Origin of the sequence: Leclercia sp. M50, assembly GCF_037150775.1 — a bacterium.
Taxonomy (GTDB): domain Bacteria; phylum Pseudomonadota; class Gammaproteobacteria; order Enterobacterales; family Enterobacteriaceae; genus Enterobacter.
In genome coordinates this window covers 1-11,922 of sequence record NZ_JBBCPK010000036.1, presented here as the reverse complement: position 1 = coordinate 11,922, position 11,922 = coordinate 1, and the positions used below count along the sequence as shown (strand labels likewise).

Sequence of the window (11,922 nt, the reverse complement as noted above, 5' to 3'; positions counted from 1 at the left end):
TGAAGGAGTAGTATCCATGTTTGGCTATCGCAGTAATGTGCCGAAAGTACGCCTGACGACCGACCGGCTGGTGGTTCGCCTCGTGCATGAGCGTGATGCCTGGCGTCTGGCGGACTACTACGCTGAGAATCGTCAGTTTTTAAAACCCTGGGAACCCGTGCGGGATGAGAGCCACTGCTATCCTTCCGGCTGGCAGGCCCGGCTGAGCATGATCGCCGAGTTTCACAAGCAGGGCTCGGCGTTCTACTTTGCCCTGCTGGACCCCGATGAAAAAGAGATCATTGGCATCGCCAACTTCTCTAACGTGGTGCGGGGCTCGTTTCATGCCTGCTATCTGGGGTACTCCATCGGGCAAAAATGGCAGGGGCAGGGGCTGATGTTTGAAGCGCTGACCTCGGCAATCCGCTATATGCAACGTACCCAGCATATGCACCGCATTATGGCCAACTATATGCCGCACAATCAGCGCAGCGGCGGTCTGCTGGCGCGCCTCGGATTTGAAAAGGAGGGCTACGCCAAAGATTACCTGCTGATTGACGGCGAATGGCGCGATCATGTCCTGACGGCGCTGACAACCAAAGAGTGGAGCGCGGGGCGCTAAGGAACAGAGATGAAATATCAGTTAAGCGCCACTGAAGCGCGCGTCATTGGCTGCCTGCTGGAGAAGCAGGTCACGACGCCGGAGCAGTATCCGCTCTCGGTAAATGCGGTCACCCTGGCCTGCAACCAAAAAACCAACCGTGAACCGGTGATGAACCTTGCCGAACATGAGGTACAGGATCTGCTGGATGCGCTGGTGAAACGCCACTACCTGCGCACCGTCAGCGGCTTTGGCAATCGCGTCACCAAATATGAGCAGCGTTTTTGCAACTCCGAGTTTGGCGCCCTGAAGCTAAACTCCGCCGAAGTGGCGCTGATCGCCACCCTGCTGCTGCGCGGGGCGCAGACCCCGGGCGAGCTGCGCACCCGGGCGGCGCGCATGCATGAATTCGCCGATATGCAGGAGGTGGAACAGACCCTCGAAGGCCTGGCGGCAAGAGAGGATGGCCCGTTTGTCCTGCGCCTGGCGCGGGAGCCGGGCAAGCGTGAAAGCCGCTATATGCATCTCTTCAGCGGAGAGGTTGAAACTGCCGCCGCCGTTGAGACAGTGGCTCCCGCCACGGAAGAAACCTTACTGGCCCGCGTTGAAGCGCTGGAAAACGAAGTCGAAGAACTGAAGCAGCGCCTCGATTCGCTGCTGGCACATCTGGGAGATTAACGGTGACAAAATTACGAGTGGGCGTGGTAGGGCTGGGGGGGATCGCCCAGAAAGCCTGGCTGCCGGTGCTGAGCGCCGCGTCAGACTGGACATTGCAGGGGGCCTGGTCACCCTCTCGGGATAAGGCGATCAGGATCTGTGAATCGCTGCGTATGCCTTACTATGAGTCGTTGCAGGAGCTGGCCCGCGCCTGTGATGCAGTCTTTGTCCATACCTCCACCGCCACCCATTACCAGGTGGTTAGCGAGCTACTGCATGCCGGGGTGCATGTCTGTGTTGATAAACCGCTGGCGGACAATCTGGCCGACGCCGAGCGCCTGATTGAGCTCGCTGCACAGAAAAAACGCACCCTGATGGTCGGTTTCAACCGTCGCTTTGCGCCGCTCTATCAGCAGCTGAAAAATGGGCTTCAGGGGGCGGCATCCCTGCGTATGGATAAGCATCGCGCCGACAGCGTCGGCCCCAACGATCTGCGTTTTACCCTGCTGGATGATTATCTGCACGTGGTGGACACCGCGCTGTGGCTGGCGGGAGATAATGCGCGTCTCACCGGCGGCACGCTGCAAACCAACGAGCAGGGGGCGATGATCTATGCTGAGCACCATTTCAGCACGGGCAATATGCAGATCACCACCTCCATGCACCGCCGGGCAGGCAGCCAGCGGGAGTGGGTCCAGGCGGTAACGGACGGCGCGCTGCTGGACGTGACCGATATGCGCGAGTGGCGCGAAGAGCGGGGCGCTGGAGTGGTTACGCCGGCTATTCCTGGCTGGCAGAGCACCCTGGAGCAGCGTGGTTTTGCGGGCTGCGCGCGCCACTTTATTGAATGCGTGCAAAATCAGACGGTTCCTGAAACCTCGGGTGAACAGGCGATCCGCGCCCAGCGCATCGTGGAGAAGCTCTGGCGCGATGCCATGAGCGAATAACCCTCTGTAACATCTGCCCATAGCAATTCCTGTTTTTACGAGTAGACTAGGCGCGTTTTGCGTTTTCCAGGCCGGGTACGCATGGCGATACCCGGCGAAATGACGCCTGCTTTGCAGGCGTTTTGTTTCAGGTAGTGGAAGCTCACGTTAATGAACCTATTAAAATCGCTGGCCGCCGTCAGCTCGATGACCATGTTTTCGCGCGTGCTGGGTTTTGCGCGCGACGCCATTGTGGCGCGGGTCTTTGGCGCAGGGATGGCCACTGACGCCTTTTTTGTCGCGTTCAAACTGCCCAACCTGCTGCGTCGAATTTTTGCCGAAGGCGCCTTTTCCCAGGCGTTTGTGCCTATCCTCGCGGAATATAAAAGTAAGGAGGGTGAAGACGCCACCAGGGTCTTTGTCGCGTATGTGTCGGGGCTGTTGACCCTCGCGCTGGCCATCGTCACCGTGATTGGGATGCTGGCGGCACCCTGGGTGATTATGGTGACCGCCCCCGGCTTTGCCGATACCGCCGACAAGTTTGCCCTGACTACGCAGCTGCTGCGCATCACCTTTCCTTATATACTGCTGATCTCCCTGGCGTCGCTGGTCGGAGCCATCCTCAACACCTGGAACCGCTTCTCGGTACCGGCCTTTGCGCCGACCTTCCTTAACGTCAGCATGATCGGCTTTGCGCTGTTTGCCGCACCGTATTTCCATCCGCCAGTACTGGCGCTGGCCTGGGCGGTGACGGTAGGGGGGGTACTCCAGCTGGCGTATCAGCTGCCGCACCTGAAGAAAATCGGCATGCTGGTCCTGCCGCGCATTAACCTGCGCGATGCCGGCGCGATGCGCGTGGTGAAGCAGATGGGGCCGGCGATCCTTGGCGTGTCGGTGAGCCAGATTTCACTCATCATCAACACCATCTTCGCCTCCTTCCTCGTCTCCGGGTCGGTTTCCTGGATGTACTACGCCGATCGCCTGATGGAGTTTCCCTCCGGGGTGCTGGGGGTGGCGCTGGGCACCATTTTACTGCCTTCACTCTCCCGCAGTTTCGCCAGCGGCAACCATGACGAATATTGCCGCCTGATGGACTGGGGGTTACGCCTCTGCTTCCTGCTGGCGCTGCCAAGCGCCGTAGCGCTGGGGATCCTGGCGAAACCGCTCACCGTCTCCCTGTTCCAGTACGGTAAATTTACCGCCTTTGATGCTGCCATGACCCAGCGGGCGCTGATCGCCTATTCCGTGGGACTGATGGGCCTTATCGTGGTGAAAGTGCTGGCCCCGGGCTTCTATTCGCGCCAGGACATCAAAACCCCGGTGAAGATAGCCATTGTGACGCTGATTATGACCCAGGTGATGAACCTCGCGTTTATCGGTCCGCTGAAGCATGCCGGTCTGTCGTTATCCATCGGTCTGGCGGCCTGTCTCAACGCCGGGCTGCTCTACTGGCAGCTGCGTAAACAGCAGATCTTTACCCCGCAGCCGGGCTGGTCGCGCTTCCTGCTGCGTCTGGTGATTGCGGTGCTGGTAATGGCGGCCGCGCTGGTGGGGATGCTCTACGTAATGCCGGACTGGTCGCTGGGCACCATGCCGTATCGTCTGCTGCGCCTGATGGCGGTCGTGCTGGTGGGGGTAGTGGCCTACTTCGCCACCCTCGCGGTGCTGGGCTTTAAGGTGAAAGAGTTTGCCCGCCGCACGGCGTAACGCAAAAAAAGGGGAGCGCCTGTCGGTGCTCCCCCATTCCTGTGGCTATCGCCTGATTAAATCGAAATTTTCTTTCCGCCGCTGCGTGAGCTGGCTGTCTGGCCATCGGCGCCATACAGTCCTGTCTCCTGATGCGGCTTAAGCACGGCAAGCGCCTGCTGGTTACGGAGGATCTGCCCTTCCAGTAACCACCCGTTGTGCTGATTCAGATCGCGCAGATGCTGCGTTTTTTCAGTAATAGTTTGCCAGCGTTCGACGACATCATCATTTGCACTATGGCGCGCGGATTGCTCGCTGCGTCGCTGCTGTTCAAGGTAGTCCAGCGTGGCCAGCAGTGAGCTTTTATCTTCTGTAATGCGCTGCAGCGCGCTGCCATGAACATTTCCGGCAGAGAGCTGCTGCTGTTCGGCGTCCATGACCGTTTTCAGGTCGTTCAACACGACCGTCATTTGATCCATTATTTCCGTCAGACGACTCATACAGTGGTTACTCTAAGAAACTTTGCGCATCCTGGATCAGCGCATCAGCGATTTTACTGGTATCCATTTTCAGCTCGCCATTGCGGATGGCGGTTTTCAGCGCTTCAACACGCTCCATGTTGATATCGTTGCTACCAGGCTGCATCAGTTTCGCCTGGGCATCGCTCAGCGTGACGCTGGTGCTGTTGGCGGTCGCCGATTTTTGCGGGCGAGTCTTTGCAGTGGCAGTGTCATTCATTTCGCGCGGTTGAACTGGGCTAACCGGCTTCAGGGGCGATGTACGATCAATGCTCATTATATTGTCCTCATCGAGGGTTCGCGGCGTTGGCGCCTGACATCATCATTAAGTTACTTCTATATCGGCAGCCGCCGCATAATCTTTAAAAAGATTATAGGTTAATCAGAATATTCCCATCAGAATCCACCGTTCCGCTCACCACCTGGCCCGAAGACATTCTCACCCGGGCGTTTTGCGCAACCGCCGCATTGTTTAGCGCCTGACCTTCACCGTTAACGCTAAAGCCGTCGCCGCTGGCGATAACCATCACCCGCTGCCCCGCTTTGATCCGCCAGGACTGACGCAGCATCGATAGCTGCAAAGGCTGCCCTGGCACCAGATCGCGCAGGCTGACGGCATTCTGCACCTGGTTAATGTCCAGGATGGCCCGGGGCGGAAGCTGATCCAGCCTGCCGCGCTTCAGCGTAACGCTGTCCGGCTGCAGGGCGGCACCCCGGGGGATACTCCGGGACGCGACAACATAATCGCCCGTGGCCTGAACTGCAACCTGTATAAATCGTTTTTCATTGCCACATCGGGCGGTAACGCTGACGTTGCCCCACAGCTTCGTATTGCCGAGAACGCTGAATGCAGGCGTCTCGCACGAAGGACGCATGCTGGCTGGCGTGCGAACCTGCACCGAAACCTCATCGCTGAACCCCGCCAGCCGCTGGGCAAAAAATGTTGTCAGCTGGGCATCAAGATCCTGCGCCTGCGTGAGGGCGCTCCAGAGGAGCAGGGTTGCGGTGAAACCACGTTTGAGTGCCATATCGCCCGTTACCGTCGGTTTAATGATGAGCAGAATTCTACCTGTAGGGGTTTGCCATCAACGCAATAAATAGCGACGCATTTTGTGCTTATTCCGTCGATGAAGTAGACGGGGTGAGATTTAAGCTATCCACTGAAATTTTGCCATCAGCGGAGGAGACATGCTCGATAAACTCGACGCCGCGCTACGTTTTCAGCAGGAAGCGCTCAACTTACGCGCCCAGCGTCAGGAGATTCTGGCCGCCAATATCGCTAACGCCGACACCCCCGGGTTTCAGGCGCGCGATATCGATTTTTCCAGTGAATTAAAGAAAGTGATGGAGCGCGGTCGGGCCGAAAATAGCGGTGTCGCCCTTGCGCTGACGTCTGCACGCCACATTCCCGCACAGACCGTAACCACCCCGAGTATCGATTTACTTTATCGCATTCCCGATCAGCCATCCCTGGACGGTAACACCGTCGATATGGACCGGGAGCGTACGCAGTTCGCCGATAACAGCCTGCAGTACCAGATGGGGCTGACCGTTCTCGGCGGGCAGATTAAAGGCATGATGAATGTTCTGCAGGGAGGCAATGGTTAATGGCCTTACTCAATATCTTTGATATCGCGGGTTCAGCCCTGACCGCGCAATCGCAACGACTGAACGTCGCCGCCAGTAACCTGGCGAACGCCGACAGCGTGGCGGGTCCGGACGGGCAACCTTATCGCGCCAAACAGGTGGTATTCCAGGTCGATGCGGCACCGGGCGCCGCAACCGGCGGGGTAAAAGTCGCCAGCGTAATTGAGAGCCAGGCACCGGACAAACTGGTCTACGAGCCGGGCAACCCGCTGGCCGACGCCAACGGCTACGTCAAAATGCCGAACGTGGATGTAGTGGGCGAGATGGTGAACACCATGTCAGCGTCCCGCAGCTACCAGGCCAACGTTGAAGTACTGAACACCGTGAAGAGCATGATGCTTAAAACGCTCACTCTGGGCCAGTAAAGGAGAGATCAATGTCCATTGCAGTCAATGTCAATGACAGGTCGAGTGCCACAGGCGTCAGCGGCACCACCGGCAACAGTTCGCTTACCGGCAGCAACGCGTCCGATCTGCAAAGCAGCTTCCTGACGCTGCTGGTCGCACAGCTGAAAAACCAGGATCCAACCAACCCGATGCAGAACAACGAACTGACCACGCAGCTTGCGCAGATCAGTACGGTGAGCGGCATCGAGAAACTGAACACTACGTTGGGTTCTATTTCCGGGCAGCTCGACAGCAGCCAGTCGATGCAGGCCAGCACGCTGATTGGGCATGGCGTGATGATCCCGGGCTCCACCATTCTGGCAGGCAGTAGCAGCACCGACGGCACCAGCACCACCTCCACCACGCCGTTTGGTGTTGAGCTGCAGCAGAGCGCCGATAAAGTGACCGCCACCATCACCGACAGGAACGGTGCGGTGGTTCGTACCATTGATATCGGCGAACTGAAAGCGGGAGTACACACCTTTACCTGGGACGGCACGATGACCGACGGCAGCAGTGCGCCAAATGGTTCCTATAACGTTGCCATCTCCGCCAGCAGCGGCAGTACGCAGCTGGTGGCCCAGCCACTGCAGTTCGCGATGGTGCAGGGTGTGATCCGCAGCAGCAACGGTAACACGCTGGATCTGGGGACTTACGGTACAACTACGCTCGACGAAGTTCGGCAGATTATATAAGCCTTAACCTTTATCAGGAGTAACAAATGGCCTTTTCACAAGCGGTCAGCGGCCTGAATGCTGCAGCCACTAACCTCGACGTCATTGGTAACAACATTGCCAACTCCGCGACCTATGGCTTTAAGTCTGGTAGCGCGTCGTTCGCAGATATGTTCGCCGGTTCCAAAGTCGGTCTGGGCGTAAAAGTCGCCGGGATCACTCAGGACTTCAGCGACGGTACCACCACTAATACCGGTCGTGGTCTGGACGTGGCGATCAGCCAGAACGGTTTCTTCCGTATGCTCGACAGCAACGGTTCCGTCTATTACAGCCGTAACGGCCAGTTCAGCCTGGACGAAAACCGCAACCTGGTAAACATGCAGGGTCTGCAGGTGACCGGCTATCCGGCAGCGGGTAGCCCGCCAACGGTACAGACCGGCGCGAACCCGCAGCCGATCACCATTCCTAACAATCTGATGGCCGCTAAAGCGACCAGCACCGCAGCCCAGCAGATCAACCTGAACTCCACGGACAGCGTGCCTAACATCCCGTTTGACGTGACCAGTGCCAACCCGGATTCAGACAGCTTCAACAAGAAAGGCACCATCACCGTCTATGACAACCAGGGTAACGCCCACAACATGTATGTCTACTACGTGAAAACGGCGGACAACAAGTGGGATCTCTACACCCAGGACGGTAGCGCCGCGAACGGCCAGATCACCAAATCTGCCCAGATGAGCTTCGACCCCAACGGCAACCTGGAAGGGATCTATAACTACAGCCCAGCCGGTGTTTTGAGTGCGACGCCAAACGCCAATCCGGCCATTAACGTGACCACCGATCCGCTGAGCGGCGCGCTGCCGGTGACCTTCTCCCTGAGCTTCCTGAACTCCATGCAGCAGAACACCGGGGCGAACAACATCGTGGCGACCAACCAGAACGGCTACAAGCCGGGTGACCTGGTGAGCTATCAGATCAACGACGACGGTACCGTGGTAGGTAACTACTCCAACGAACAGAACCAGGTGCTGGGTCAGATCGTACTGGCAAACTTCGCCAACAACGAAGGTCTGCAGTCTGAGGGGAACAACGTCTGGTCTGCCACGCAGTCTTCAGGCGTGGCGCTGCTGGGCACCGCCGGTTCCGGTAACTTCGGTACCCTGACCAACGGCGCGCTGGAAGCCTCCAACGTCGACCTGAGTAAAGAGCTGGTCAATATGATCGTCGCGCAGCGTAACTATCAGTCGAACGCGCAGACCATCAAAACCCAGGATCAGATCCTCAACACGCTGGTTAACCTCCGCTAAGTGGCTGACGGGATAGCTTAATGGATCACGCAATATATACCGCGATGGGCGCCGCCGGTCAGACGCTAAATCAGCAGGCCGTCACCGCCAGCAACCTGGCGAACGCTTCGACGCCGGGCTTTCGCGCGCAGCTCAATGCGATGCGCGCCGTCCCGGTGGAAGGGCTCTCCCTGCCGACGCGTACGCTGGTGACCGCCTCCACCCCGGGAGCCGATATGACGCCCGGGCAGATGGATTACACCTCGCGCCCGCTTGATGTGGCGCTGCAGCAGGACGGCTGGCTGGCGGTTCAGACCGCAGACGGCGGCGAAGGCTACACCCGTAACGGGAACATCCAGGTGGATGCGGTCGGGCAACTGACCATCCAGGGACGTCCGGTTATTGGTGAAGGTGGCCCGATCACCGTGCCGGAAGGCTCGGAGATCACCATCGCGGCCGACGGCACCATCTCCGCCCTGAACCCGGGCGATCCGCCAAACACCGTCGCGCCGGTTGGCCGCCTGAAGCTGGTAAAAGCCGAAGGTTTTGAAGTGCAGCGTGGCGACGACGGCATGTTCCGTCTGACCCAGGCGGCGCAGGCTACCCGTGGCGCGACGTTACAGGCTGACCCGACCATTCGCGTCATGTCTGGCGTGCTGGAAGGCAGTAACGTTAAGCTGGTGACCGCGATGACCGACATGATCGCCAGCGCCCGCCGTTTTGAAATGCAGATGAAGGTAATTTCCAGCGTTGATGAAAACGCCGGTCGCGCCAACCAACTGCTGTCAATGAGTTAACAGGACTACTTATGATCAGTTCTTTATGGATCGCGAAAACGGGCCTCGACGCGCAGCAAACCAATATGGATGTCATCGCCAACAACCTGGCGAACGTCAGCACCAATGGGTTTAAGCGTCAGCGTGCGGTTTTCGAAGATTTGCTTTATCAAACCATTCGCCAGCCAGGGGCGCAGTCGTCTGAACAGACTACGCTGCCTTCCGGTCTGCAGATTGGTACCGGTGTTCGCCCGGTAGCGACTGAACGTCTGCACAGCCAGGGCAACCTCTCCCAGACCAACAACAGCAAAGACGTGGCGATCAAGGGCCAGGGTTTCTTCCAGGTTCAGCTCCCGGACGGGACCTCTGCCTATACCCGTGACGGTTCGTTCCAGGTGGATCAGAACGGCCAGCTGGTGACCGCGGGCGGTTTCCAGGTGCAGCCGGCGATCACCATTCCGGCGAACGCCCTGAGCATTACCATCGGGCGTGACGGGATCGTGAGCGTGACCCAGCAGGGCCAGGCTGCGCCGGTGCAGGTTGGCCAGCTCAACCTGACCACCTTCATGAACGACACCGGTCTGGAAAGCATCGGTGAGAACCTGTACATCGAAACCCAGTCCTCCGGCGCGCCGAACGAGAGCACACCGGGTCTGAACGGTTCAGGTCTGCTGTATCAGGGGTATGTGGAAACCTCAAACGTCAACGTCGCGGAAGAACTGGTGAATATGATCCAGGTTCAACGCGCGTACGAAATTAACAGTAAAGCAGTGTCGACGACCGACCAGATGCTGCAGAAACTGACGCAACTCTAAGGTGTAGCCCGGTGCGGTTCACGCCGCACCGGCTCCCTGTTTTCGAAGATGAAGGCAATGCAAAAACACGCGGCGATTCGTTATCCCATAGTGACTCTCCTGGCCGTTACCCTCAGCGGTTGCGCCTGGGTTCCGTCTCAACCTTTGGTGCAGGGTGCGACTTCCGCCCAACCCATTCCTGGCCCGACGCCGGTAGTGAATGGCTCAATTTTCCAGACCGCGCAGCCGATTAACTACGGTTATCAGCCGCTGTTTGAAGACCGTCGCCCACGTAATATCGGCGATACGCTGACCATCCAGCTACAGGAAAACGTCAGCGCCAGTAAGAGCTCGTCGGCGAATGCCAGCCGCGACGGGAAAACCAATTTTGGCTTCGACACTGTGCCACGCTATCTCGAAGGACTCTTCGGTAATGCGCGTGCCGATGCCGAGGCGTCTGGCGGCAACTCCTTTAACGGTAAAGGCGGCGCCAATGCCAGCAACACCTTTAGCGGCACGTTGACGGTAACCGTCGACCAGGTGCTGGCGAACGGCAATTTACATGTAGTGGGTGAAAAACAGATCGCCATCAACCAGGGCACGGAATTCATTCGCTTCTCCGGTGTGGTTAACCCTCGCACCATCAGCGGCTCCAACACCGTACCGTCCACTCAGGTGGCCGATGCGCGCATTGAGTATGTCGGCAACGGCTACATCAATGAGGCGCAGAATATGGGCTGGTTGCAGCGTTTCTTCCTTAACTTATCACCGATGTAATCGAGGTGACCTATGTTTAAATCCCTCTTCGGGTTCCTGCTGGTGCTGGTGGCGACATGTGCCCAGGCCGACCGTATTCGCGATCTCACAAGCGTACAGGGTGTGCGGGAAAACTCACTGATCGGTTACGGTCTGGTTGTGGGGCTTGACGGGACGGGTGACCAGACCACCCAGACGCCGTTCACGACCCAGAGTCTGAACAACATGCTCTCCCAGCTCGGCATCACGGTGCCCGCCGGGACCAACATGCAGCTGAAAAACGTGGCGGCGGTAATGGTCACCGCCTCTTTCCCGGCCTTTGCGCGCCAGGGGCAAACCATCGACGTGGTGGTCTCCTCCATGGGGAATGCGAAAAGCCTGCGCGGCGGGACTCTGCTGATGACCCCCCTGAAAGGGGTAGATAGCCAGGTGTATGCCCTGGCGCAGGGTAATATCCTTGTCGGCGGGGCGGGTGCCTCCGCAGGCGGCAGCAGCGTGCAGGTCAACCAGCTTAACGGCGGCCGTATTACTAACGGGGCGGTTATTGAGCGTGAACTGCCGACCCAGTTCGGCAGCGGCAACACCATTAACCTGCAGCTGAATAATGACGACTTCACTATGGCGCAGCAGATTGCGGACACCATCAACCGCAACCGCGGCTACGGCAGCGCCACCGCGCTGGATGCCCGCACCGTGCAGATCCGCGTCTCCAGCGGCGGCAGTAACCAGGTGCGTCTGCTGGCGGATATCCAGAATATGGAAGTGAACGTCACGCCGCAGGATGCCAAAGTGATCATCAACTCCCGCACCGGCTCGGTGGTGATGAACCGTGAGGTGACGCTGGACAGCTGCGCCGTGGCGCAGGGCAACCTGTCGGTGACCGTCAACCGCTCGGCTAACGTCAGCCAGCCAGATACGCCGTTTGGCGGCGGTGAAACGGTGGTGACGCCGCAGACCCAGATCGATTTGCGTCAGAGCGGCGGCTCGCTGCAGAGCGTGCGCTCCAGCGCCAACCTGAACAACGTGGTACGTGCCCTGAATGCGCTGGGTGCCACCCCAATGGATCTGATGTCGATTCTGCAATCCATGCAGAGCGCGGGCTGCCTGCGCGCCAAACTGGAAATTATCTGATGCTGACCGATAGCAAACTGCTGAGCAGCGCAGCCTGGGATACCCAGTCGCTCAACGAACTGAAGTCTAATGCGGGCAAAGATCCGGCGGGCAATATCCGCC

Annotated in this window: 15 protein-coding genes and 1 pseudogene; 13 read left to right on the top strand and 3 right to left on the bottom strand. The window is 58.6% G+C overall.

Annotated elements, in window-relative coordinates; all coding sequences use genetic code 11:
• Positions 1 to 16 precede the first annotated feature (16 nt).
• From rimJ to murJ, 4 genes are all read left to right on the top strand, one after another.
• On the top strand, positions 17 to 601 hold the full coding sequence (gene rimJ / locus WFM46_RS10855) for a ribosomal protein S5-alanine N-acetyltransferase (RefSeq protein WP_103179068.1): 585 nt from the start codon (positions 17 to 19) through the stop codon (positions 599 to 601).
• A gap of 9 nt (positions 602 to 610) precedes the next feature.
• Complete coding sequence (locus WFM46_RS10850; RefSeq protein ID WP_336997614.1) at positions 611 to 1,258, top strand: YceH family protein; 648 nt, start codon at positions 611 to 613, stop codon at positions 1,256 to 1,258.
• A gap of 2 nt (positions 1,259 to 1,260) precedes the next feature.
• On the top strand, positions 1,261 to 2,184 hold the full coding sequence (locus WFM46_RS10845) for a Gfo/Idh/MocA family oxidoreductase (RefSeq protein ID WP_180209144.1): 924 nt from the start codon (positions 1,261 to 1,263) through the stop codon (positions 2,182 to 2,184).
• A 150-nt stretch (positions 2,185 to 2,334) separates the two neighbouring features.
• Complete coding sequence (murJ, locus tag WFM46_RS10840) at positions 2,335 to 3,870, top strand: murein biosynthesis integral membrane protein MurJ (protein WP_336997613.1); 1,536 nt, start codon at positions 2,335 to 2,337, stop codon at positions 3,868 to 3,870.
• A gap of 56 nt (positions 3,871 to 3,926) precedes the next feature.
• Here the strand turns inward: murJ and flgN are convergent, their stop codons facing one another.
• From flgN to flgA, 3 genes are all read right to left on the bottom strand, one after another.
• Positions 3,927 to 4,349 (bottom strand): flagella biosynthesis chaperone FlgN, encoded by a 423-nt coding sequence (flgN, locus tag WFM46_RS10835; RefSeq protein WP_103179072.1) that lies wholly within the window; start codon positions 4,347 to 4,349, stop codon positions 3,927 to 3,929.
• A 7-nt stretch (positions 4,350 to 4,356) separates the two neighbouring features.
• Positions 4,357 to 4,644: a flagellar biosynthesis anti-sigma factor FlgM gene (flgM, locus tag WFM46_RS10830; RefSeq protein ID WP_103179073.1), complete on the bottom strand. Its 288-nt coding sequence runs from the start codon at positions 4,642 to 4,644 to the stop codon at positions 4,357 to 4,359.
• Between the two features lie 94 nt (positions 4,645 to 4,738).
• Complete coding sequence (gene flgA, locus WFM46_RS10825) at positions 4,739 to 5,395, bottom strand: flagellar basal body P-ring formation chaperone FlgA (RefSeq protein WP_214421832.1); 657 nt, start codon at positions 5,393 to 5,395, stop codon at positions 4,739 to 4,741.
• A 160-nt stretch (positions 5,396 to 5,555) separates the two neighbouring features.
• Between flgA and flgB the strand changes: the two genes are divergently transcribed.
• The 9 genes and pseudogenes from flgB to flgJ all read left to right on the top strand — a co-directional run.
• Positions 5,556 to 5,975 carry a flagellar basal body rod protein FlgB gene (gene flgB / locus WFM46_RS10820; protein WP_103179075.1) on the top strand — a complete coding sequence of 140 codons (420 nt, stop codon included), beginning with the start codon at positions 5,556 to 5,558 and terminating at the stop codon, positions 5,973 to 5,975.
• Positions 5,975 to 6,379 carry a flagellar basal body rod protein FlgC gene (gene flgC, locus WFM46_RS10815; protein ID WP_103179076.1) on the top strand — a complete coding sequence of 135 codons (405 nt, stop codon included), beginning with the start codon at positions 5,975 to 5,977 and terminating at the stop codon, positions 6,377 to 6,379. The genes flgB and flgC overlap by 1 nt, the downstream gene beginning before the upstream one ends.
• 11 nt (positions 6,380 to 6,390) lie before the next feature.
• Positions 6,391 to 7,095: a flagellar hook assembly protein FlgD gene (flgD, locus tag WFM46_RS10810; RefSeq protein WP_103179077.1), complete on the top strand. Its 705-nt coding sequence runs from the start codon at positions 6,391 to 6,393 to the stop codon at positions 7,093 to 7,095.
• A gap of 26 nt (positions 7,096 to 7,121) precedes the next feature.
• Positions 7,122 to 8,384: a flagellar hook protein FlgE gene (gene flgE, locus WFM46_RS10805; RefSeq protein WP_156654275.1), complete on the top strand. Its 1,263-nt coding sequence runs from the start codon at positions 7,122 to 7,124 to the stop codon at positions 8,382 to 8,384.
• Positions 8,385 to 8,404: 20 nt separating this feature from the next.
• Positions 8,405 to 9,160, top strand: coding sequence for a flagellar basal body rod protein FlgF (locus WFM46_RS10800; RefSeq protein WP_336997612.1), 756 nt, complete (start codon positions 8,405 to 8,407; stop codon positions 9,158 to 9,160).
• A gap of 11 nt (positions 9,161 to 9,171) precedes the next feature.
• Positions 9,172 to 9,954, top strand: a complete 783-nt coding sequence (gene flgG, locus WFM46_RS10795; RefSeq protein ID WP_032617536.1) for a flagellar basal-body rod protein FlgG — start codon at positions 9,172 to 9,174, stop codon at positions 9,952 to 9,954.
• A gap of 57 nt (positions 9,955 to 10,011) precedes the next feature.
• The gene (gene flgH / locus WFM46_RS10790; protein WP_039028917.1) at positions 10,012 to 10,710 is read left to right on the top strand and encodes a flagellar basal body L-ring protein FlgH; all 699 of its coding nucleotides are present in this window, start codon (positions 10,012 to 10,014) and stop codon (positions 10,708 to 10,710) included.
• Positions 10,711 to 10,722: 12 nt separating this feature from the next.
• Positions 10,723 to 11,820, top strand: coding sequence for a flagellar basal body P-ring protein FlgI (locus WFM46_RS10785; RefSeq protein WP_103179080.1), 1,098 nt, complete (start codon positions 10,723 to 10,725; stop codon positions 11,818 to 11,820).
• A pseudogene (gene flgJ, locus WFM46_RS10780) lies at positions 11,820 to 11,922 on the top strand (flagellar assembly peptidoglycan hydrolase FlgJ); the annotation flags it as partial. The gene WFM46_RS10785 and the pseudogene flgJ, both read left to right, overlap by 1 nt.